The following is a 22,948-nucleotide window of genomic DNA, read 5'->3' as shown; positions in this document are numbered from 1 at the left end:
GACTTCTTCGTTGTCCATGTCACCGGGTCTGGTCGTTGTGAGGGGTTAGCCCAACTCCGCGGGTCTGTTTCCGGACCGCGGTGATTCGCTTAACCTCGCATCGTTTTCGCAAGCCGGCAAGAATGCGAATAACACCTGTCCGCCGAAATACAATATCCAGTTGGCGGCATACAGGTCGAATACCGGAACATTTCGATCCTGCCCGGGTGCCAGCCACGTGCTGAACAGGTACAAGTCTGATAGCGGGAGAAGCAGCCCGCCGATCAGCACGGGCAACGCCGGCAGGCTGAGTCGGTTCGCCCAGAAATACCAAATACTGAAGCTGATCATCAGGGTGTAGATGACGAGGTTGAAAAGGAAGCTGCCAAGCTCGAGGAACCGATGCCCGGCAACTGGTGCCCGCACGTACGAGACCCAGCCCACAGTGTTGGCCACCGCAACGATCATCACGACGGACCAGCGCATGCGGTAACCAATTCCGTGACGTAGTGCGAGTCTGGGCTGAGAAAAACGGTAGAGGACGTAGACGTACAAGCTGTACCCGGCGCCGAACAGAATGATCGCGATGGACAGCTTTTGGCTGATGGGTTCGATGCCGGATATGGCGCTATTGACCACGTCTCCCAGGGCACACATTGCCATCCCCGCGATCAGTATGCGCGCATACCTTGCCACCTGCGGGGAAAGCTGCTTCTGATAAGCCAGGCGTACGGTGATGACAAAGAGCATCAGAGCTGCATGCCACATGTGATAGATCGTCGTGGGTGGGCGGGAGATATTACCCATCCAGAGCACTTCTGTTGTGACGCTCAGGGCGAGCAGGCTCAACAGTATCGTGGCGTATGGGAATTTCATGGTCGCCAATTCTTTTGGGGGGTTCGGGTGCGCACGACGGCCCACGGCCATCGTCGAGTCTGAGCTGTGCCGAAAACCCTCACAGTGGTCCGACTGTATAGCACCAGAGTTGGTCGGAAATTGAGAGGGGAAACGATCAGCGTCGGGTGGGTATGTGCAGCCAACTGATTTGACCGCGGCTGGTGTCTGCCACACCTGGCCCCTGTCCCGCGTTACTGCGGGTGTTGATCAGCGGTTGTGGGGGTCTTGGGTTCGCGGGTGGGTGCGGTGCGGGTTGGTTGTGGCCCCGGGTGTCCACGACATGGTAGGCGGCCGGGTTGTGTGCTGATTTCTCGATGTCCCAACGTGTTTGGGTTTCTATGCGGTGCCGGTGGTGACCGGCACCGGTAGCCACGTTAGTTCTGTGGTGGTGGTTGGGGCTGGAAGGGTTCATACCACCACCAGTCGGCGCGCTCGCCAATAGGTCCTGGGCAGGGCGCCACCGCGGGTGGGGGTTGGGTTGGTGGGCGCGCCAGCGATCCTGGGCTCAGTAATCGACCGGCGTCGTCGGTGACGATGAGAGCCTCAGCGGATCCGGTGATGGTGATGTCGCCGCGATGGTGGCTGCGGTGATGATACGGGCACAGCAGCACCAGGTTGGCCAACTCGGTGGCCCCGCCGTCTTCCCAGTGACGGATGTGGTGGGCGTGCAGACCACGGGCGGCGCCACAGCCAGGAACCGCGCAGCTGGGCTGGCGGTGCTCCAGCGCGCGGCGCAGCCGCCGGCTGACCAGGCGGGTCGTTCGGCCGGCGCCGATGAGCCGGCCGTGACGTTGCAACCAGACTTCGCAGGTGGCATCACAGCTCAGGTACCGGCGTTCGGCCTCGGACAGCAGCGGACCCAGATGCAGCGCCGCGGCGCGCTTGGCCACGTCGAGGTGCACCACCACCGTGGTGTGCTGCCCATGGGGGCGGCGGGTTGCCTCGGCGTCCCAGCCGGCCTCGACCAGGCGCAGAAACGCCTCGAGGGTGCCCGGCACCGGCGGCCGCTGATCTGAAGCGCCCGGGCCATTGCCGTGATCGTGTTTCCACTCGGCGATCAGCGCATCACGATGAGACGCCAAGGCGGCGTCGAACTTCGCCGCGTCGTCGTGCGGCAGTGTGATCCGCCAACAACTGAACTGCTCGTCGCAGGTCTTGGTGATCGAGGGCTGCGGATGCGGCCGCGAATCGGGTTCGGGTCGCGGTTCCAACTTGACCGCGGTGCGCAGCTGGTTGACCGTGGCGACCTGCGCCAACTGCGCGTAATGCGCATCAGATCCCGCACCGGCGCGCGCGGCGATAACGCCGATTTGATCCAGCGACAGTCGACCCTGCCGCATGCCGGCCGCGCAGCGCGGAAACTCCTCCAGCCGGCTGGCGATGGTAGTGATCGTGTGAGCGTTGGCCGACGACGAACCCAGCTTCCAGGCCACCAACGCCGCCACCGACCGCGCCCCCGTGATCCCGCACAACTCGTCGCGATCCATCTCGGCCACGATCTCCACGATGCGCCCATCAATGGCGTTGCGCTGACCGGCCAACTCCGCCAACTCCTCAAACAACACCTCAAGACGCTCGCCAGGACTGACCACCACGGCGCCAGCCGGTGCACCCGAAGACATGACCTCATCATCGCAGCCACCCCCGACAACTCCGGGCCAAATCCGGGCCGCCCCGATCCCCGCCCAGCCAAGACGGGAGACCTGGTCGGAAATTGAGAGGGAAATGACCAGCGTCCGGGGGTATGTGCAGCCAACTGGTTCACCTGCAGCTGGCATCTGCCCTCTCGTCCTCGCCCACGCCCGAAGGTCGGTGACGCTGGCACAAATTTCGGGGGCATTTCGGGCGGTGTAAGTGCGTCGACGCCGGGTCAGTTCATTGGCGGCGCCGCGGACAAGTGCGCTGCGCAGTTCCAGGTGCGCGTAAAGATTTGACGAAGCGTCGAACATGTGCCGACCCATTGTCCCGCAAGCACATAACCACTTCGGCCAGCGGGTTGTCGGATTCCGGTATCAAGCAGTCGATGCTCGCAGCGAATGCAACATGGTGATCAGTGGCGCGTCCGAAACCACATCGGTGTGTCCGGCGCTCATGGCAGCCCGCGTGGCGGCCTCGGAATGATCCTCGAGCCTGGGGTAGTCGCCGGCTGCGTGTGCCCGCAGCGGGCTGATCCGCAACGCGATGCCGGTGAGTTCCCGCAGCTCCGGGGTGTCGTTCTCGGACCAAGCGGACAGCGGCAGGGTCCCGGCGCGCACCTCGCCCTCATGTCCGTCGACGGTGATCTGCTTGCCGGCCAAGGTCGCGGCTACGCCGTGTCCGCAGCCGACGACGGCTACCCTGCCGAGCTCGCGGCTGACGACTGCCGCGTGGCTGGCAGCGCCACCGACCTCGGTGACAATGCCCTGCGCGGCCAGCATGCCCAGGACGTCTTCGGGCCTGGTGTGGTCGCGCACCAGGATGACCGGCTCGCCCCGGTCGGCCGCGTCGAGCGCCGCATCCACGTCGGTGTAGGCGATTCCGGTGGCCACACCCGGACAGGCAGGCAGACCCTTGGCCAAAAGCGTTGCTGCCAAACGTGTTTCGGGCTGCAGAGCCGGCCGCAACAGGGCTTCCACGTGGGCGGGGGCTATTCGGCGCAGTGTTTGGGCGTCGTCGATGAGACCTTCGTGTCGCAGTTGCAGAGCCAGCCGCACCGCGGCCTGCGCCGACCGCTCGGCAGACCGTGTCTGCAACAGCCAGAGCTTGCCGTTTTCGACGGTGAACTCGATTTCCGGGACGTCTGAGGTCAGTCGCTCCAGACATCGGGCGGCCGCGATCAGCTCGTCATAGACAACCGGCAGCTGGTCGCGCAGGGCGGCGATCGGCTCGACGTCCACCAATCCCGAGACCACGTCGTCGCCCTGCCCGCCGGGCAGCCAGTCGCCGAACGGTTCGTTGGCGCCGGTGATGGGGTTGCGGGAGGAGAACACCCCGGCGCCCGAGTCGGCCCTCTGGTTGCCGAACACCATGGCCTGCACGACAACCGCGGTACCGCCCTGGTCGTCTCGACCGTAGTGCTCGCGGTAGGCCTTGGCCCGTGGAGAATTCCAGGAAGCGAAGACGGCTCCGATGCCGGCGCGCAACTGCTCGTATGGATCCTCGGCGGGGTCGCGGCCCGTCACTCGCCGATACATGCGGATGAACCGCCGGCGCGTGTCAGCGGCGAAATCAGCGGTGCTGGCCGCCGCCAGGGCCTGCTCGACGGCGTCGTTGAGGCCCAGATCCAGGATCGTGTCCATCATCCCGGGCATCGACCGGGTGGCCCCCGAGCGCACGCTGACCAGCAACGGACGCGGCCCGCGGCCGAACGTGCGCGTGGTCTCGGCCTCCAGCCAGCGCATCCGCTCCATCACGTCGTCCCAAATCGCGTCCATGGTCGGCTCGGGGCCGGCCAGGTACCGCACGCCCACTTGCGTGGTGATGCAGAACGCGGGCGGTACCGGCAGCGTGTGACGTCGCATCACGTCGATGCCGTGGCCCTTGTTGCCCAGAACCTCGCGGGAATGATCCGCTTGTCCGTCCAGCAAGATCACCAGGTCTTTCCAGATGCCCTTCGGGGGGTCTTCGAGGGGGTCTTCGAGGGGATGACTGCCTCGTGGGATACGAGCCATTGAGCACCCCCTCGTGGTCGGGCAAGCCTGAAGCGGTTGCGGGCAAACGTCGGAACGCCCGCAATGTTTCCACACCGATCATCGGAACCGGCGGCTCGCCGCTGCTGCCGGGAGCCGGGCCGGATGATCTAGTTTTGACGGTATGAATCCCTATGACGCCGGGTTGCTGATCCTGCGGCTGGTGCTGGGCCTGACACTGGCCGCGCACGGCTTGAACAAGTTCTTCGGTGGCGGCCGGATAGCGGGCACCGCACGCTGGTTCGAGAGCATCGGCATGAAGCCCGGGAAGTTTCACGCGACGGTGGCCGCCAGCACCGAGACTGCCGCCGGACTGGGGTTGGCCGCGGGTCTGCTCACGCCCATACCCGCCGCGGGATTCGTCTCACTCATGCTGGTCGCGGCATGGACCGTGCACCGGCCCAACGGCTTCTTCATCGTCAAGGAGGGTTGGGAATACAACCTGGTGCTGGCGGTCAGCGCTGTCGTCGTCGCCACCCTTGGCGCGGGAAAGCTCAGCCTCGACTGGGTGATCTTCGGAAAGAATTGGTTCGACGGGTGGCCCGGCCTGCTGATCGCGCTCGGACTCGGCCTCGCCGGCGCCATCGGGCAGTTGCTGATCTTTTACCGGCCGCCGGTCCAGCAAACCGGGTAGCGCATATCCGGCACGCGACCGGGCGGGTCCGCCTGCGTTGTCACCGGCCGTTGTTGCCGTCCTGGCCGAGCAGCTGTCCGCCGGTGCCGCCGGCTCCGCCGGACCCGGCGATGTTGGCGCCGAACCCGCCGGTACCGCCGGTACCGCCGGTACCGCCGGCACTGTCGGCGGCCCCACCGGCGCCGAACAGGCCGCCCGCTACGGCGCCCCACAGATCCAGCCCGTCCCGCCGACGGCGTTGCATCGCTAGGCGGGTGCCGCGGTCAACCTATCGCGGTCCTCAGCGCGAACGAGCCCGTTCGATGCCGATCCATATAGGCTGTCGGAGTGGTTCCGCACTGGCGGGTAGGACCGCTGACGCTGCCGGTGCACGGCGTGTTCGTCGGGCTGGGCGTGCTGGTGGCCACGGTGGTTTTCTTCACCGAAGCCCGCCGCCGCGGTGCGGTGAATGACCAATCGCTGGTTGCGGTGACCGGAGCTCTGGTCGGCGGGGCAATCGGCATGCGCCTGTCCGGGTGGGCGGAACATATCGATGTCCGGCTCAACCCGACCTTGTTGCAGGCCTGGGAATTTGGGTCGCGCAGCATCCTGGGTGGCCTGGTGGGAGCCTACGTCGGCGTGCTGATCGCCAAGCGGATCGGAGGCTACCGCGGCAAGACCGGCGACCTGTTTGCCCCGGCGGTTGCACTGGGAATGGCTGTCGGTCGCATCGGCTGTCACCTCACCGAAGCTCCCGGCCGGCCGACCGGCCTGCCGTGGGGTGTGCACGCCCTGCCGCCGCGCCGAAATGCCCGGGTTGCCTCATCGGCGCCGCGATGCATCCGTCGTTCCTCTACAAGATCGGTTTTCAGCTGGCCGCGTTCGCCGTTATGCTGTGGATGCGCAATAAGCTCACCCAACCGGGTGAGCTGTTCGTCCTCTACGTCGCGGGTTACGCGGTATTCCGGTTCTTCGTCGAGTTCGTCCGGGCCAACGAAACCGTGTGGCTGGGTTTGACACGGCCGCAATGGTTTTTGCTGCCCTCGGTTGTTCTCATCGCCGTTCGGCTGGGCTACGGATACCGGCGTGGCCACTATGACCCACTGCTGCAAAGGCAGGCACTACCAGCATGACGAACCCACCACCAGGTTGGCCTCCGCCGGGCTATCCCTACGACCCGAACCAGCCCTACCCCGGCTGGCCTCCGCCGCCCCGCAGGTCCGGTGGGGAGATCTTCGGGGCGGTCGTGGTAGGTGTATTCCTTTATCTTGGAATCAATCTGGTGGTCGGGTTCATGGTGGTCGCGGGCCTTGCTCAAGCCGTCTCGTCCCACGCCGCTGTGGTGACCGGAGCTATTGTCCTGGGGCTGATCGCCTTCGGCGGCGGTGGCGTACTGGTCGTGCTGCGAAATCCTTGGGCGAGGGGAATCGGGATGGGGTTGATGATCGGCTGGGCGATCACGTCGATCGTCACGGTCGGCTTCTGCACCGGCTTGAATCCGACGCTGTACGGATCTGCCGGATGACCGGCATGGGGTTGCGGGGAGACAGCATTCATCGCTACGTCAACGCGTTCTGCCCGCGCTGTCACGACGAGGAACCGGATCGTCCGTTGAGTGATGTTGTGCGGCTTAGCGGCTGGCTTGCCGTGCGCGACGGGCAGGTCTGGCTGGAGCGCGGCTGCCGCTCCCACGGCCTGGTCAGAACCCTGTACGACGAAGATCCGGAAATCCTTGCCTATCTTGAAGAATGGACGGCTCCGACGAAGGCCCACGTCCCCGATACGCCGGGTAACTTCGACCCGATTCCGTCGGCGTATCTGCGTGGTCTTTCGCAGATGCAGACACAGCACACCTGCATCCTGCTGGAGGACATCGCCGAGACGTGCAACCTGCGCTGCCCGACCTGCTTTGCCGATTCATCGCCGGACCTGCCTCGTGTCGTGGCGATCGGCGACGTGCTCGCCAACGTCGACCGGCGTCTCGAGCGCGAGAACGGCCGCCTCGATGTGCTGATGCTCAGCGGCGGCGAACCCAGCCTACATCCGCAATTGCCGGAGTTGTTGGCTGAACTGAGTGCGCGACCAATCACTCGAATATTGTTGAACACCAACGGTATCCGTGTAGCCCAGGACGACGGACTGCTCGACCTGCTCATCGAGCACCGCGAGCGCGCCGAGGTGTACCTGCAATACGACGGGCTCTCGCAGGCCGCACATCGATACCATCGGGGCGGGGATCTTCGTCGGATCAAGCAAGACGCGTTGCGCCGGCTGTCCGAACGGGAGATCTTCACCACCTTGGTGATGACGGCCGCGCTGGGCCTCAACGACCACGAGATCGGCGACGTGGTTCGGCTTGCCCTACAAACACCCTATGCTGGCGGGGTCTGCATTCAACCCCAGTTCGGTTCGGGGCGTTCGGGATTCATCGACGCTGACAATCGGCTCACGCATACCGGTGTGCTCAGGAGGCTGGGGCCACAGACCAACGATCTGGTCACGTGGCGGGATCTGACCGCGCTACCGTGCTCGCACCCGCATTGTTGTTCGGTGGGGTACCTGCTGCGCGACGACGGCGGGCGGTGGCGCTCACTGGTGGCCTTGATCGGTCAGGACAACCTCAAAGCCAAGCTGGGCCTAGTCGCAAACCGTATCGCCGACAGGGATATTCCCCGCGAGTTGCGGCTGGCGGTGCGTGAATCGCTGCTGGCGTTGCTCTCGGAACAGTCGTCGTTGTCGCACCCGCAGATGTCCGACGTGTGGCGTCTGATCTGCCGGAATTGCGACCTGGGTATGGCAACCCTGCTGACCTTGGCCTCCAGCGCGCTGCCCGGGCGACGGCGCCAGCTGCGGCGGTTGCTGGGGGAGCGGGTGCTCCGTATCACGGTGAAACCGTTCATGGATATGTCGACGATGATCGAAGAGCGGCTGGTCCAGTGCTGCGTGCATGTCGGCACGCGTTCGTCGCAGGATCAGTGCGCGCCGTTCTGCGCGGTGCAGGCCTGGCCGGCGCTGGGCCGGCAGCGGCTATCGGTGGCTGCCGAGCGGCTGCTGCCGGTGGTCTGATAGTTCCGGCAGCGGCAAGTTCGTCGTCGGTGCGCAGCCGCATCTAGGCTGGCCGAGACTGTGAACGGCTACTACAAGTCCGAGCTGATCTACGGCCCCGCACGAACCGGCCCGTGGAGGACCGTCGAGGACGTCGAACTGGCCACCCTCGGGTGGGTGTACTGGCACAACACCGTGCGGCTGCACAGCTACCTCAACGACCTACCGCCGGCAGAGTTCGAAGCCACGTTCTACGATGCCCAACGGAGCGACCAACACCTCGTCGAAATCCAATAGCCCGAGCCTCCGGAAGAACCAGGGCCATTCATGGCGCTAATCTGCAAAGCCTGCAAAGTGCCCTCGCCGCGAACCCGCAGCCGTTGCTGCATCAGTTCCTCAGCAACCAGACGGGCTACCAACAGACGCTCGCCACCGCGATGCAAAGCGCCATCCAGAACTTCCCCGCCGACCTGGCCACCGTGCCGGCGGCCATCCAGAATCTGCTGTCCGGTGATCCGGCGGCGGCGTTGCAGACGATCATCAACCAACAGATGGGCTACGCCCAGACGATCAACACCGCCCTGCACAGCGCCGCTCAGGACTTCGGCATCGGGGTGGCCGGCCTGCACGATACCTTCCAAGCCGCCCTCCAGGACCTCGCGACCGGCAACGTCAACGGTGCGGTGGGCGACATCTCGACCGGCCTGCGCAACCTCTTCCTGACGGGCTTCGAGCCCACCGTCGACCTGGATACCGGGATTATCACCATCACCCCGACAGGCACCTTGGGAGATCTGATACCAACCCTCGCCATCCCCGGACAGATGGCGCAGAACTTCACCAACCTGCTACCGGCGGGCTCCATTCCGGCTCAGATCTCGTAGAACCTCACCAATGTGATCCAGGCGGCGACCAGCACCACACAGACGCTGGATCTCGGCACTGGTGCCCTCCACGCCGGATTGCCGTTGGTGCTGGCTCTTGACGCGATAGGCCCGGCGGTCACCACTGCGAACGCGTTCGGATCCAGCGCCAACGCGGTTATCGGTGCGATGCAAACCGGAGACGTGCTCGGGGCCGTCACCGCTCTCATCGATGCTCCGGCCGTCGTCGCGAACGGCTTCCTCAACGGACACGCGACACTGCCGCTGGCACTGTCGGTCCTGGGGCTGGACACGACGACCAATATCCCCCTCGGCGGTATTCTCACACCCGCCGAAACCGCTTCCCTCACACTGACCGTCTTCGGGGAGACGGGGACACTTCCGCTCAGTGGCACGGCCTTTGGAGGTATCGCCCCGGCGCTGCTGACGTTCCTGCCCGAACAGCATGCCGAGGCAATAGGTGCACCCGTACCCGTTCCGCCCACCATGTGACAGTGCCTGAGGGAACAGTTGATTCGGGGTGCAGGCGGTGTGGTTGGAGGCCGAGCATCAGGCGATCGTGCGTGATGTGTCGGCCGCCGGGCCTGACCGGCAAGCCCCGCGCACGCCCACCGAGAAGGCAGGTCGGACTGCTTGCTCCGGATCGAATTATGTTGCGGCGAAGGTGATTTAGGCTGCCAGCACTTCCGACGCGGCGCGCTCCCCGGAGCGGATTGCGCCGTCAACCCATCCGCACATGGTGGCCGAGCTCTCGGTTCCGGCCCAGTGGATGCGGCCGCACGGCGGACGCAGGGTGTAGCCGAATTGGGTCAGCACACCGGTCGGCGCGTGACTGATCATCCCGCCGCCGGAATAGCGTTCCAAAATCCAGTCCTGCTCATGGAATTCGCGCGGCGCACGTGCCTTGGCGCCGAACCGGTCGGCGAGTTCGCCGATGACCACCGCCTTGCGCTCGGCCTCGTCGAGCCGCGCCAGCCGGCGCGCGGCAGGTCCCTCGGTGATGACGCACATGATCCCCGGCACCGCGGTGTCCGTGCAGGCGTCGATGGTCAACGTGGCCGGGGAGCCGGGCGCGGCGGACTGGCCGGACAAACCGTCGGCACGCCAGAACGGCTCGTCGTAGACGATCGAGATCTTGTAGACCGCGCCGCTTGGCATCCGATGATGCAGGAGCGCCCGGTCCACCGGAAGCACCGGCTCGTAGTCGATCGTGTTGGCGATTGCCAGCGGGATCGCCACGATTGCTCGCCGTGCGCGCACCGTTAGATCGTCCGAGCGGACGGTCACGCCGTCACCGTCTTGGGCGATGAGCCGGACCGGCTGTGAAAAGTGCACCGCACCACCAAGTTCGGCGACCATCGGGCCGTAGATTGCACCCATCCCGCCAACCGGGCGGGCGTCCTGCGCGCCGCCCTTACCCGAAATGACGAAGGTGGGACCACCCCCGGAGGCCATCTGCAGCAGCACCCACAGCAACGACGTCTCCGATGCCGCGGAGGTGTAGGGCCCGGCCAAAGCCATGTCCAGCATGTCGCGGGCGGGCTTGGACAAGGTGTTCTTGTCGAGCCATTGCCCCAAGCTGATGCGGTCCCATTCGTCGGCTCGCTTTGCCTCCCATGGGGCTTCGCGTGGGATCGACTTGCACATCTTCTCTACCGCGGCCAAACCAAGCCCAAGGTTGGTGACCGCCCATGGGCTCATCGTCCACGGGATGGTGCCGCCGTAGCGATGCTTTTTGCCGCCGACGATCATCATGGCCTCGCCGTCGTTGTACTGCTTGTATTCGGGCACGCCGAATTCCGCCATCAGGGCGTAGATGCGGTCCTGGCCAGGTCCGATCCATGCCCCGCCGCGATCGATCCATACCCCGTTGTCGCGGGTCACGGTGTAGGTACGACCGCCGGCCCGGTCACGGGCTTCCAGCAACGCCACCGAACGACCGGCTCGATTCAACCGCAGCGCCGCCGTCAAACCCGCGAACCCCGCGCCCACCACGCAGACGTCGACATCCGCCACGATTCGCTCCTCGGTCGATGTGCCGCTGGCCAGCAAAACTACACCGATTGCGGCTTCTCGGCGGCCGAATTCGGGCGGATGCAACGACTCGAACAACAAGCGCTCTGGAAACGTCCGGTTCGGATCAATGCGGCAGTAGCCGTTGTTTCTGCTCGGTGAATTCGTCCTCGGTGAGGATTCCCGAATCGCGCAGGGACGCAAGCTCACGCAGCTCCGCCGCGATACTCGTGATTGGCCCGGTTGCCGAGGTGGCCGCCGGTGATATCGGATCTCGCTTGACGGCGCCGACCCGCTCACGCCTGCTCCCATTGCCGCCACAGGCCATCGCTCGCCCGGCCATGCCGGCCAAGGCCATTTGGCTGAACAGGCTTCCGGCGCCACCGGCGGAGACTTCTGCCGCAGCCCCGAGACTGGTGGCCGGCAATGCGACTGCCAGCGAGCGGATCTCGGGTGCGGCCGCTGTCCACGTCGGCGGCACCGTCAGCACGGCGATCGAGTTCGCTTCGCCCAGACCGGCCGAAACCGCCGACCCGCCCAGATCCGTGATGGGTGCCGACGGCACTGGCGCGGTCCCGGGAAACGACTCGATTCCGGCCCAACCACTGACGATGTCATCCGTGTGGATACCAATCTGATAGCCGACAATGTCGTAGGGAAGTCCGGTAATCCCGACGATTGAGTCGAAACCAAGTCCCGCGGCCCCTATTTCCGGGTCGACTAACAGGCCACTAAGGTCCGCCAGCAAGTCCAGCCACTCTAGCGGTGTCAGTGAGGGAATGGCCGCCGCCGGGCTCGCGAGGCTTGTCAGCGTATTGGGCACCGCGGACAACGATCGGCTGGTGCTCGACGCGTTGTGCCGGGCGTTGCCTGTTGAGGCCCCGGTAGCCCGGGCCACCGCGGCGGCTTGGACCGATAATCCGCCGGGCTCGGTGCTGGGCGGTGGCGGGGTGAACGGGGTCAACCTGGTCGCCGACGCCGACGAACCCGCGTAGCCGTACATCGCCGCGGCATCCTGGACCCACATGTCGGCATACTGTGCCTCGGCGACCTCTATGGCCGGGGTGTTCTGCCCAAAAAGGTTGGTCGCGATCAGCGCCGTCAGCAGCATGCGGTTGGCCGCGACCACGGGCGGCGGCACCGTTTGCGCAAACGCCGTCTCGTACGCGGCGGCCGCGGCGGCGGCCTGGCCCGCCGCCTGCTCGGCTCCCGCGGCGGTGGCTCTCGTCCACGTCACAAACCCGGCGGCGGCGGCAGCCATCGACACCGATGACGGGCCAACCCAGGGGCCGCAGGCCAACCCCCCGATCACCGATTCATACGAGCTCGCCACCGAGTGCAGCTCGGCGGCCAGCCCGTCCCAGGCCGTTGCGGCTGCCAGCATCGGTCCCGAGCCGGGACCGGCGTACATCCGGGCAGAGTTGATCTCGGGAGGGAGTACCGCGAAATCCAACGTCGTTTCTCCGATCGGTGCGGCGCGGCCGGGACGGTGCCAGCGGCGGTGACGGCATATTAGGGGCGCAGCCCCCGTCCCGCGAACCGAACTGGAACCCAACTCGTCGAAAGTCGTCACGTCGCCTCGGGCCCACAGGTCTTGTCGCCCCCATCCGCGGCAATCCACGACACCACCGCGATTCGGGCGGTCGCACGCCGAGGGCTCAGCTCACCCGCTTGTCGGTGCAGCGCCGCTCCGGTCCGTGAGTACTTGTGGGACTGCGCAATTGGTCATCGCCCGGGATCGGTATCGACGAGATTGCCTACCCAGAGCGGCACCGCGGTTTTACGGTGTCGTCGGTCGCGGCTCGGTTCGCAGGGTGTGGACGGCGAAGGCTGCGGCAGGGGAACTCGGGGCCGGTTCTTCAACCCGCTAGGTGACCAACGCCACGTTGTCGGTTGGTCGGCAGCGGTTGGGCAAGTGGCTGTCGTGGGTGTCTTACGCACGCATTCCTGAACTCGTCACCCTTCCCCGCGGCATCTGTCACTCACCCGCGGGTATCGACCAAGCCCGCCTCGGGATTTTCACATCTCGCAGCCACGACGGACCGTAGCTGAATCGCCGTACATCGGACGCGCCGGCCAGTTCACGGTTGCCATTCCGCGGAGATTTGACATAGGCCAAGGACCCGCACGCCGGTAGGTAGTCGCGAAGTCTGGCCACCCGGATCGGGGGCCGGGTGCGCTAACCCGGTCCGCCGTATTGCCACACCAGGCTGTGATCGCCGGTCATGGTCGGGTTGCACCACATCGTCCGGCCGTTGGCGTCCTGGGTGGTCGCGTGCAGCACCGTACAGGAATCACCCGGAGACGGCGCTTGGGCCGCAGCGATGCCGGCCCCGGCGACCGCGATCGGCGAGAACACCGTCACCATGGTCAATGCGACAAACCGCCATCTGCTCATCTGGAAACCTCCTCAGCACGGCAGAACTCCACGCTATCCGCGCCCGCCGCGGCCGGTAAAGAATTGGCCGCCAAGATGAACCCACGCGGCTAGAACACGTTCTAATCTGTGACACCATGGGATTCCTCAAACCCGAACTGCCTCAGGTCGACATCCCCGAGTGGAGCAAGGGCACCCGCAGCGAGAAGATCCGCCCGATGGCGCGGCATTGGGCCGAGGTGGGTTTCGGCACACCGTTGGCGCTGCACCTGTTCTACGTCGTCAAGATCGGCCTCTACATCGTGGGTGCCTGGCTGGTGGTGCTCAGCACGACAGGGATCGACGGGTTTACCCACGTCAGGTCGTGGTACGCGGAGCCGATAGTCTTCGAGAAGGTCGTGCTCTACACGATGCTGTTCGAGGTGATCGGATTAGGTTGCGGCTTCGGACCATTGAACAACCGGTTTTTCCCGCCGCTGGGGTCGATCCTGTACTGGTTGCGGCCCAGCACCATTCGGCTGCCTCCGTGGCCGGGTAGGGTCCCGCTGACCAGGGGCACCGCGCGGGCTCCGGTGGACGTGCTGCTGTACGCGGCGCTGTTGGTGATGACGCTGTGGGCGTTGTTCTCCGACGGCACCGGTCCCGTCCCGGAGTTGGGCACCAAGGTCGGGTTGTTACCGGTATGGCAGATCTGGACGATCCTGGCGATCCTGGCTCTCGCCGGATTGCGCGACAAGGTGATTTTTCTGGCCGCCCGCGGTGAGGTCTACGGTTCGCTGACCGTCACGTTCCTGTTCAGCGGCGCCGACCTGATCGTCGGCGCCAAACTGGTGTTTCTGGTGATCTGGATGGGGGCGGCGACGTCGAAGCTCAACAAGCACTTCCCGTTCGTGATCTCCACCATGATGTCCAACAACCCGCTGATCCGGCCGCGGTTCATCAAGCGGATGTTCTTCGAGAAGTTCCCCGACGACCTGCGGCCCGGACGGTTGTCCCGGATCATCGCCCACGTCAGCACCCTTATCGAAATGGCCGTGCCGGTGGCGCTGTTCTTCGCGCACGGCGGCTGGCCGACCGCGGTGGCGGCGTTCGTGATGGTGTGCTTCCACCTGGGCATCCTGACGGCGATCCCGATGGGGGTGCCGCTGGAGTGGAACGTCTTCATGATCTTCGGCGTGCTGTCGCTGTTCGTAGGCCATGCCCGTCTCGGCCTGACCGATGTGAAAAACCCTGTGCCGGTGGCGATTCTGTTCGCCGTGGTGGCCGGCACCGTCGTCTTGGGCAACCTGTTCCCGCGCAAGATCTCGTTTCTGCCCGGCATGCGCTACTACGCCGGCAACTGGGATACCACGCTGTGGTGCATCAAGCCGTCGGCAAGCGAGAAGATCGGCAAGGGCATCGTCGCGATCGCCAGCATGCCGGCTGCGCAGCTGGAGCGCTTCTACGGCAAGGACAAGGCGCAAATCCCGATGTATCTCGGATATGCGTTCCGCGCCATGAACACTCACGGCCGGGCGCTGTTCACCCTGGCGCACCGGGCCATGGCCGGGCAGAACGAAGACGACTACGTCATCACCGACGGCGAGCGGATCTGCAGCACCGCGATCGGGTGGAATTTCGGCGACGGCCACATGCACAACGAGCAACTCATCGCCGCGATGCAGCAGCGCTGCCACTTCGAGCCGGGCGAGGTACGGATCGTCCTGCTCGACGCGCAACCCATCCACAAGCAGACCCAGGCCTACCGGCTGGTGGATGCAGCGACCGGCGAGTTCGAACACGGCTACGTGCGGGTGGCCGACATGGTGACCCGGCAGCCCTGGGCCGACGACGTCCCGGTTCACCTGCTGTCCGACGAGTTTCGACGGGTGTGAACGGCCGTTGCGTCGCGCCTTGCGTCGGCGTCGAGTGTCGCGCCTTGCGTCGGCGTCCGCGTCTCGCGTCGGCGTCGAGTGTCGCGCCTTGCGTCGGCGTCGGCGTCCGCGTCGGCGTCGAGTGCGTATCGAGGGCTTTCAGCGTGAGTGTACGGCGGCCGAAGGGCGCTCGGGCACACCCTGGACTCACAGTCAAAGCCCCCATGACACACTCGGCCGAGCGAGGTGTGGTGGCCGCTTCGCGGCGTGCGTCGTCGCCGGGCGTAAGCCGGGCGTAACGCCCGGCGAGATCTGGCCCGCCAAATTTCGCCGTGGCGTTACGTTCGTGAGCCCGAACTACATGTCCGCGCGGACCTCTCGGGCCGCGGCCACCATGTTGCGCAGCGATGCGGCCACCTCATCGGAGTTCCGGGTCTTCAGGCCACAATCGGGATTGACCCAGAGCCGCTGCGCCGGAACAGCTTTCAGCGCCGCACGCAGCGACTCGGCCATCTCGCGGGTGCTCGGCACCCGCGGCGAGTGAATGTCGTAGACGCCCGGGCCCACGCTGTTGGCGAAGCCGGCCGCATTCAGGTCGTCCAGCACCTCCATGTGCGAGCGCGCCGCCTCGATCGACGTCACATCCGCATCCAGAGCCGCTATGGCGCCGATGATTTCACCGAATTCGGAGTAGCACAAATGGGTGTGGATCTGAGTCGAGTCGGCTACACCTGACGTTGCCAACCGGAAAGCGGCTACGGCCCAACGCAAGTACTCGTCCTGCTCGATACGGCGCAGCGGCAGCAGCTCTCGCAACGCCGGCTCGTCGACCTGGATGACTGCGATCCCGGCGGCCTGCAGATCCACGGTCTCATCGCGGATGGCCAGCGCCACCTGGTTGGCGGTGTCGGCCAGCGGCTGGTCGTCGCGCACGAACGACCACGCCAGGATCGTCACCGGCCCGGTCAGCATCCCCTTGACCGGCTTGTCGGTCAGCGACTGCGCGTAGGTGATCCAGTCGACTGTCATCGGGCACGACCGGGCCACGTCGCCGTAGAGGATCGGCGGGCGCACGCAGCGGCTGCCGTAGGACTGCACCCAGCCGTTCTGGGTGGCGAAGAACCCCTCCAGCTGCTCGGCGAAGTACTGCACCATGTCGTTGCGCTCCGGCTCACCGTGCACCAGCACATCCAGCCCGAGTTGCTCCTGCAAGGTGATGACGTCGGCGATCTCGGCCTTCATCCGGCGGACATACTCGGCCTCGTCGATCTCACCGGATCGAAAAGCTGCGCGCGCCTTGCGAATCGCCGAGGTCTGCGGGTAGGAGCCGATCGTGGTGGTCGGCAGCACCGGCAGGTGCAGACGCGCGTCCTGGCTGACCCGACGGAGGGTCGCCTCGCCCCTGCGGGCACCGGAGGCGACGATCGAGTCGATGCGGGCCCGGACCTGTCCGTTGTGCAGGCGCGGGTCCCGCTTCCGAGACGCCACCGCCGCATTGGACGCCGCGATCTCCTGGGCGACCGCGTCACGCCCGTCGCGCAGGGCTCGCGCGAGCACGACGACCTCGCGCACCTTCTCCGCGCCGAACGCCAGCCAGCTGCGCAAGTTGTCGTCCAACTCGGTTTCCGGCTCCAGCGAATACGGCACGTGCATGGTGGAGCACGACGTCGAGACCGCAACCGTGGCCGCCGAACCCAGCAGGGTCGCCAGCCGGCTCAGCGCCGCTTCCAGGTCGGTGCGCCAGACGTTGCGCCCGTCGACGATGCCGGCCACCAGCGTCTTGCCGGCCAGCTCGGGCACCCCGGCGACAGCGGTGCGCGCACCGGCCACCAGGTCGACACCGATGGCTTCCACCGGAGTGCGGGCCAGCGCCGGCAGCGCGGCGCCGGGATCGCCGAAATAGGTGGCGACGTGGATGGCCGGCCGGTCGCTCAGCGACCCCAGCGCCGTGTACATCCGCTCGGCCAGCGCCGGCGCGTCGGGACAGATATCGGTCACCAGCGCGGGTTCGTCGAGTTGTACCCACTGGGCACCCTCGCCGGCCAGCAGCGACAGCAGTTCGGCGTAGATCGGAACCAGCTCCTGGAGCCGTTCGATCGGCGGGGCGGCACCGTCGACGGCCTTGCTCAGCAACAGGAAGGTGACCGGCCCGATGATCACCGGACGTGCCGGAAGCCCGAGCTGGTGCGCCTCTTTCAGCTCGCCGAGCACCTTGTCGGGGTTCAGCGTGAACGTGCTCGACGGCCCGATCTCGGGCACCAGGTAGTGGTAGTTGGTGTCGAACCACTTGGTCATCTCCAACGGTGCGACGTCGGCGTTGCCGCGCGCGGCGGCGAAGTAGCGGTCCAGCTCGTCGGGGATAGTGCTCACCCGGGCCGGCAGCGCACCGAGCAGCACCGCGGTGTCCAGCATCTGGTCGTAGTAGGAGAAGGTGTTGATCGGCACCGAGTCCAGGCCGGCGGCGGCCAGGCCGGTCCAGGTGTCGCGGCGCAAGGTGGCGGCTATGGACTCCAACTCGGATCGGCTGGTGCGTCCGGCCCAGTAGCCCTCGGTCGCTCGCTTGAGCTCACGGCGCGGGCCGATGCGGGGGGACCCGGTGATGGTTGCGGTGAACTTCTGAAAATTACGTGCGGTCACGACGTGTCCTTTACTCGACGGTGTGGTCACCGCCCGCGGACGCTCAGCCGAAGCCGGTTGCGGCGCAACACCGTAACCGGTACCGCCAAACGCCCACTCCACGAGGCGATGACCCGCCGGACGCGGCGCGTCCGGCACGGCTGGCAGGTCTTCGGACTCGCAGGCGCGCACCTGTGTGGTGCTCCTAGTGGCCGTCGCTTCCCAGTCGTGCGACCAGTGCTGTTGACGGCGGTCGTTCCTGCATACCGCTGCGGGACAGTTCCGGATTCTCACCGGATTCCCTCTCGCAAGGCATCGCTAACATGTCTCGCTCGGTGCCGGCGCCGCGGGATGCGACGACGGCAGACCAGCTGCGTGGTCCAGGTTACGCTGCGGGCCGGCCCGATGGATCAGCTGCCAGGGCTGCAGCACTAGGGCATCGGGACGCGGCCCATGATCAGGTCGAGGATCGGTTTGCCCGGCGGGTAGGCGCCGGTGAGCGACGCCATGGTGTGTCCGTAGTCCACCAGCAACGTGATGCCGCTGATCCCGAAGGCGGCCGCGCTGTTGAGGAACACCATGACGTCACCCATCTGCTCCGGGGTGTGCACCTTGGAGCCGGTTTCGTCGCGGTAGTCCTGCGCGTAGCTGAGCCACAGATCCGCGTTGGCCTGGGCCAACGGGGTGTCGGTGGGCCCGGGGCAGATGGCGTTGATCCGTATTCCCTTCTTCAGCAGGGGATAGGCCTGCGTCGCCACATAGGCGTTGATGGCCTTCTTGCTGAAGCCGTAGTGGATGATGCCCTCGGCCTCGTGCGCGGCAACCCAGTCCTGGGCCGCCGCGTAGTCGGGCGTGGCCAGGAACTCCTGCAGCCGCGGCAGGTCGTTTTCCCAGCCCATGCCGGCGACCGAGGAGATGAAACAGATCGCCGAGCCGGACGGCAGCTGGTCGTTGTCCAGCAGCCGCTGGATCAGATGGCGATGGCCGATGAAGTTGATCTTCATCAGCTCCGGGCCTTCGGCGACCCCCGCTGCGGAGAACACCGCGTGGACCGGTCCACCGAGTTGCCCGATCGCCGAGTCGATGGATGCGGGATCTCGCAGGTCGACCTGCAGTGACTGGGCGACGTCAAAGTTCACCGGCGCGTAGTCCATGACGATGGCGTCGGCCCCGAGTTCGGTTGCCGCCTGGGCCGCCGCGGCGCCCATGCCCGTCGCGCCGCCGACCACCAACGCCCGCTTGCCGTCGTAGCGCAGCCGATCCAGAACAGTCATGGAGATCCCTTCCCCGCGGGCCCTACGTACTCGCCGTTTACCTGCCCCACTCTAGGGAGAACATATTTTTGGTTCAATACTTTCAATACCGCGGACGCAACTCGCGTCACGGCTCGCCGCGTACCGCGGCGCCGCGTAACACCGTGTCACGAGCATGAATCAGCGCGGCACGCGGGCCGACGGCGCGAAGGATGTTCTCCGGTATCCACTGCAGGGCGATGACCGATCTCGCCAGCATCGCCAGGGACGGGGTCTCGATCCGTATCTCGTCTGAGCGGAACCCTTCGGAGAGTAGCGATTTCAGCTGACGCAGCCGGGTGGCATACAGCCACCCCGGGTTGGGGGTATTGGGCGGCGATTGCCGCATCCAGGCGAGCTGTATCCGGAATTCATCGGAAAACTGATCCAGCGCATTGATATTGATCCAGCTCAGCGCGTCCAGCTTTTCGATCGGCGTGGCATCCGAGCGCAGCACGCTGACCCAGCCGGCCTCGACCTTCTGGCCGAAGGAGCGCATGATCGACGCCAGGAGTTCGTCCTTGGATCCGATCACCCGATAGACCGTGCCAGTGCCCATACCGGCCGCAGAAGCGATGTCCCTGATGGTCGTGACTTCATATCCCCTGCGCCCGAACTCGGTTCGGGCTGCCGCACGGACACGGGCCGCCTTGTCGCCGGGGTCGGCGTCCTTGTCGTCGGTCCAGGTCGCGATGGCGTCGTTGGCCGCCGCCAACGCGCTCGATCCGTCCAGCTCCGGATCTCCTGGAACCCGGGTTGCCAAGCCGTGCAAAATGATTCGGCACATCAGCCGGGCGACCTGGTCGGCTGAGGCGTGGTGACGGATGACGTCGAGTCCCACCTGCAGCATGGTCTGGCAGATGCGGTCGGCCAACGTCGGAAGATCCATTTCCGGTTTGATGTAGCCGCTCCACCTGGCGGCGCGCAGCGTCTGCAACATCGCCTCGTGCAGCGCCGCGGGCCGCTGCTGGGTGAGCTTCATCAGTTCGGGATCCGCACTCGGTCCCTCGTAGAACGACATCTGCAGGGCTGCCCGATGGGCAACGGCACAGTTGGCGATCGCCGATCCCAACTCGGTGATCTTCTCGACCACCGGCCGGGAGTCCGGCTCATCCAACTGCTGCTGTGCGGTTAGGCCGACGCGATTCAGATCGGATTGATAGCGGCGGATCAGTTCGATCAGGATCGCTTCTTTGGACTCGAAATGGTGGTAGAGGCTGCCCGGCAGAATGCCTGCCGCATCGGCGATTTCCTGCAGCGATGTGCGCAATCCCGACGACGCGATCAACGACGCCGCGGTCTGCAGGATCTCGGCCCGGCGTGTCCCGGAGTCGTCGGCAACGGCGCGGTTGGGGAGTTGCCGGCCTTTTGCCAACGCGCTGGCTTTCGACATCGCTACTGGTGCGCAACTACGGAGGATTGCGGCCTGGCAACAATGCGCACTCGTCCTCCTGCAGAACCAAATCTTTGTTAAAGGCTACCAGACTGCTGGTCGGTCAACGGCCTGCCTGAAGTGCGTGGCAGGCCGATTCTAAAACGGTCGCGCCCGCCGTGGCTGTCGTGTCGACACGGCTGGATCGCCATGGACAGCAGAGTGCCCGGATATCGGCGAAAGCTGACAGGAAACTTACAGGAGGTTTGATCGCCGGACGGGAAGACCTTTGCGGGCCACCGCCCTACCGTCACTGGCCATACTAAATATAGTAGGTGTAGAGAACTATTGCTAAAGATTAATATTGATTAGGGCGAGTCTCAGTTGGTAGGCGCCGCGGCCACGTTGTTCAGCTGTGCCGCCGCTCTGCGCGGGGCAACACACAGGCCCATTTGGCGAAGCGGCTTCTAGCTGGTGGTGATGGCAGTTGAGAACCGAGCAGATACCGACGCGCAGTGGAGTGGCTGTAATCAGGTTGGTTCAGAACCGAATTGGTTGGCGGGCGGGCGTAGCATGCCAGAGGCTAGAACAGCAACCAACATCCACGCGGCGGCGTATCCGAATGCGGCCACCGGGGAGACCACGGTGTACAGAACCCCGGCGACCACCGTGGCGACGACGTCACCGCTAGCTTTTACCACACCCAAGAGGCCAAACCCAGTGCCGCGCAGTCGGTCTGGCAGCAACTGAGCCACCACAGCGGATTCGGTGGGTTCGGCCAGCCCGATGCCGGCACCGGCGGCGCCGAACGCCACCAGAAGAAGCCACACACTGTTTCCGCCGGCCGCGAAGACCCCATACCCAACCACGTACACTGCGGCTCCGGCGGCGAAGACGACGCGCGGTCCGGCGCGGTCATACCATCGGCCGGCAACCAACGAGGCGAGCGTTGCGATCACGTTGTGGCTGGCGTAGATCAGGATTGCCAGCGACGTTGCGGCGGTGATTGGTCGGTGTGGCGTGGTGAGCAGCTGCGTGGCGCGAAGGATGAGCAACGTAGTAGCGACGTTGCCGAACTCAAAGAGCGCCACCGGCGCCAGCGCCCGAAGCATTCCGGCGTTGCGCACTGCCGCCAAATCGAGCCGTCGTCGCGCGACTTCACCGGTTGGGCGGGTGCGGCGACGGCACTCCGACGCGGCCAAAAAAATTGCGATGGCGGCGAATAGACCCGGAATCGCGGCCAGCAGCAGGGCTGGGCGCACGCCCACCCACGCGACGAGACCAGCCGCAAGCAGGGGCCCGGCGACCGCGCCCAGGTTGTCGCCTGCCCGCTCCAGGCCGAACGCTCGCCCGTGGGCCGCGGTCGGGGTGATCGAGGCCAGGAGAGCATCGCGCGAGGGCGAGCGCAACCCTCTCGACACCCAGGCCAGCGCGCGCAACACCCCTGCTTGCCACACCGTGGCCGCCAGCCCGACGGAACCCGTCGCAACTGCGGTGCCGAGGTAGCCACCGGACGCGGTGCGGGTTCGCTTGCTCGGATCGTTGGCCAGCGGCCCGCCCACCAGCTGCATCACTCCGACCAACGCGTCGCTGAAGCCGTCGATCACGCCCAGGGCTGCTGCGGAGCCATGTAGCGTGCTGGTCAGGAAGGTCGGTAACAGCGCGGTCGTGATTTCGTGCCCGGAATCGGAGAAGAAACTTGCTGCCCCAACGGCCCCGACGCCAGGCGTTAGCCAACGCTCGTCGGCCCTGGCGCGAGTCATCGGGGCTTGTGGTCGTAATAGTCGACGCGCCAACCGGCTGCGTCGCGGGTGATTTGGTTGTAGCAGGCCGTGCGCTGCTCGATCCCCTCCAGGGCGGGATTCAGCATTCGAAGGAGCGCGGTGTTGAACGCGTCATGAGACACCAAGACCAGCGGGCCCTCGTGGTATTCGCGCGTCAACTCGGTGAACGCGGCCAGCGCGCGGGCGGCTACTGCGTCGGCGGGCTCGACGCCAGGCGCGGCGTCGACACTGCCGAATCGTTCTTCGACTTGGGTACGCGGCTGGCCGGTCCACGGCCCATAGTCACGATCATTGAGCCGGTGATCGATCTCCACCCCGATGTGGGCCGCTTCGCCGATCGCTTGCGCGGTGGACACCGCCCGCTGTAGTGGGCTGCTGATAACTACCCTCGGCCTGAATGCGGCGAGTGCTTCGCCGAGCTGTTTGGCCTCCACCTTACCGACGTCGTCGAGCGGCGGATCGGATAGGCCGCGCAATCGCCCATCGGCATTGAGGGCTGTGCGTCCATGCCGGGTCAAGTAGACCCGGTCGACACCGCTGGTGGGCATGATTCTC

Annotated in this window: 19 protein-coding genes, 2 pseudogenes and 1 riboswitch; of the genes and pseudogenes, 9 read left to right on the top strand and 12 right to left on the bottom strand. The window is 65.8% G+C overall.

The genetic code is table 11. The features are described 5' to 3' along the window. Window positions 1-45: 45 nt before the first annotated feature. The 3 genes from EET10_RS21595 to EET10_RS21585 all read right to left on the bottom strand — a co-directional run bounded on the left by EET10_RS21595 (window position 46) and on the right by EET10_RS21585 (window position 4,448). On the bottom strand, window positions 46-855 hold the full coding sequence (locus tag EET10_RS21595) for a hypothetical protein (RefSeq protein ID WP_051490413.1): 810 nt from the start codon (window positions 853-855) through the stop codon (window positions 46-48). Between the two features lie 395 nt (window positions 856-1,250). After that, window positions 1,251-2,498, bottom strand: coding sequence for an HNH endonuclease signature motif containing protein (locus EET10_RS21590; RefSeq protein WP_122502485.1), 1,248 nt, complete (start codon window positions 2,496-2,498; stop codon window positions 1,251-1,253). 390 nt (window positions 2,499-2,888) lie between these two features. After that, on the bottom strand, window positions 2,889-4,448 hold the full coding sequence (locus EET10_RS21585) for a pyruvate, phosphate dikinase (RefSeq protein ID WP_122502484.1): 1,560 nt from the start codon (window positions 4,446-4,448) through the stop codon (window positions 2,889-2,891). 220 nt (window positions 4,449-4,668) lie between these two features. Between EET10_RS21585 and EET10_RS21580 the strand changes: the two genes are divergently transcribed. Further along, window positions 4,669-5,178 (top strand): DoxX family protein, encoded by a 510-nt coding sequence (locus EET10_RS21580; protein ID WP_036401660.1) that lies wholly within the window; start codon window positions 4,669-4,671, stop codon window positions 5,176-5,178. Between the two features lie 40 nt (window positions 5,179-5,218). Here the strand turns inward: EET10_RS21580 and EET10_RS29730 are convergent, their stop codons facing one another. Continuing rightward, the gene (locus EET10_RS29730) at window positions 5,219-5,422 is read right to left on the bottom strand and encodes a hypothetical protein (RefSeq protein WP_036401657.1); all 204 of its coding nucleotides are present in this window, start codon (window positions 5,420-5,422) and stop codon (window positions 5,219-5,221) included. An 83-nt stretch (window positions 5,423-5,505) separates the two neighbouring features. Between EET10_RS29730 and EET10_RS31770 the strand changes: the two are divergent. The 7 genes and pseudogenes from EET10_RS31770 to EET10_RS21545 all read left to right on the top strand — a co-directional run. Then, window positions 5,506-5,892, top strand: a pseudogene (locus EET10_RS31770) (prolipoprotein diacylglyceryl transferase family protein); the annotation flags it as partial. A gap of 101 nt (window positions 5,893-5,993) precedes the next feature. Then, a complete protein-coding gene (locus EET10_RS31765) occupies window positions 5,994-6,290 on the top strand; it encodes a prolipoprotein diacylglyceryl transferase family protein (protein ID WP_281280065.1) in 297 nt (98 codons plus the stop codon). Continuing rightward, window positions 6,287-6,682 (top strand): hypothetical protein, encoded by a 396-nt coding sequence (locus EET10_RS31090; RefSeq protein ID WP_063466687.1) that lies wholly within the window; start codon window positions 6,287-6,289, stop codon window positions 6,680-6,682. Before EET10_RS31765 ends, EET10_RS31090 begins: the two co-directional genes overlap by 4 nt. Window positions 6,683-6,687: 5 nt before the next feature. Continuing rightward, window positions 6,688-8,223: a radical SAM protein gene (locus EET10_RS21560; protein WP_122502839.1), complete on the top strand. Its 1,536-nt coding sequence runs from the start codon at window positions 6,688-6,690 to the stop codon at window positions 8,221-8,223. 48 nt (window positions 8,224-8,271) lie between these two features. Beyond that, window positions 8,272-8,499, top strand: a pseudogene (locus EET10_RS21555) (integrase core domain-containing protein); the annotation flags it as partial. Window positions 8,500-8,582: 83 nt separating this feature from the next. Beyond that, window positions 8,583-9,086, top strand: a complete 504-nt coding sequence (locus EET10_RS21550; RefSeq protein WP_122502483.1) for a hypothetical protein — start codon at window positions 8,583-8,585, stop codon at window positions 9,084-9,086. Between the two features lie 12 nt (window positions 9,087-9,098). Then, a complete protein-coding gene (locus tag EET10_RS21545; RefSeq protein WP_081260406.1) occupies window positions 9,099-9,578 on the top strand; it encodes a hypothetical protein in 480 nt (159 codons plus the stop codon). Window positions 9,579-9,755: 177 nt separating this feature from the next. Here the strand turns inward: EET10_RS21545 and EET10_RS21540 are convergent, their stop codons facing one another. The 3 genes from EET10_RS21540 to EET10_RS21530 form a co-directional block, all read right to left on the bottom strand. Next, complete coding sequence (locus tag EET10_RS21540; protein WP_051490449.1) at window positions 9,756-11,102, bottom strand: flavin monoamine oxidase family protein; 1,347 nt, start codon at window positions 11,100-11,102, stop codon at window positions 9,756-9,758. Window positions 11,103-11,226: 124 nt separating this feature from the next. Beyond that, complete coding sequence (locus tag EET10_RS21535) at window positions 11,227-12,552, bottom strand: PPE family protein, SVP subgroup (protein WP_122502482.1); 1,326 nt, start codon at window positions 12,550-12,552, stop codon at window positions 11,227-11,229. 726 nt (window positions 12,553-13,278) lie between these two features. Beyond that, the gene (locus EET10_RS21530; protein WP_036401653.1) at window positions 13,279-13,497 is read right to left on the bottom strand and encodes a hypothetical protein; all 219 of its coding nucleotides are present in this window, start codon (window positions 13,495-13,497) and stop codon (window positions 13,279-13,281) included. A gap of 116 nt (window positions 13,498-13,613) precedes the next feature. Here EET10_RS21530 and EET10_RS21525 point away from each other — a divergent pair, with 116 nt between their 5' ends. Beyond that, entirely contained in the window at window positions 13,614-15,350 is a 1,737-nt protein-coding gene (locus tag EET10_RS21525; protein WP_063466689.1) for a DUF3556 domain-containing protein, read from the top strand. 336 nt (window positions 15,351-15,686) lie between these two features. Here EET10_RS21525 and metE read toward each other — a convergent pair whose 3' ends face one another. The 5 genes from metE to EET10_RS21500 form a co-directional block, all read right to left on the bottom strand. Next, window positions 15,687-17,966, bottom strand: a complete 2,280-nt coding sequence (metE, locus tag EET10_RS21520) for a 5-methyltetrahydropteroyltriglutamate--homocysteine S-methyltransferase (RefSeq protein WP_083135139.1) — start codon at window positions 17,964-17,966, stop codon at window positions 15,687-15,689. 125 nt (window positions 17,967-18,091) lie between these two features. Continuing rightward, window positions 18,092-18,303, bottom strand: a riboswitch (cobalamin riboswitch). Window positions 18,304-18,376: 73 nt separating this feature from the next. After that, window positions 18,377-19,219 (bottom strand): SDR family oxidoreductase, encoded by an 843-nt coding sequence (locus EET10_RS21515; protein ID WP_122502481.1) that lies wholly within the window; start codon window positions 19,217-19,219, stop codon window positions 18,377-18,379. A 106-nt stretch (window positions 19,220-19,325) separates the two neighbouring features. Beyond that, complete coding sequence (locus EET10_RS21510) at window positions 19,326-20,630, bottom strand: TetR/AcrR family transcriptional regulator (protein ID WP_036401650.1); 1,305 nt, start codon at window positions 20,628-20,630, stop codon at window positions 19,326-19,328. A gap of 509 nt (window positions 20,631-21,139) precedes the next feature. Then, complete coding sequence (locus EET10_RS21505; RefSeq protein WP_063466692.1) at window positions 21,140-22,372, bottom strand: MFS transporter; 1,233 nt, start codon at window positions 22,370-22,372, stop codon at window positions 21,140-21,142. Continuing rightward, window positions 22,369-22,941 carry a histidine phosphatase family protein gene (locus tag EET10_RS21500; protein ID WP_036401648.1) on the bottom strand — a complete coding sequence of 191 codons (573 nt, stop codon included), beginning with the start codon at window positions 22,939-22,941 and terminating at the stop codon, window positions 22,369-22,371. The genes EET10_RS21505 and EET10_RS21500 overlap by 4 nt, the downstream gene beginning before the upstream one ends. Between the last annotated feature and the right edge of the window lie 7 nt (window positions 22,942-22,948).

It is taken from the genome of Mycobacterium pseudokansasii (assembly GCF_900566075.1).
Classification (GTDB): Bacteria; Actinomycetota; Actinomycetes; order Mycobacteriales; family Mycobacteriaceae; genus Mycobacterium; species Mycobacterium pseudokansasii.
This window is presented reverse-complemented; position numbering and strand designations above follow the sequence as displayed.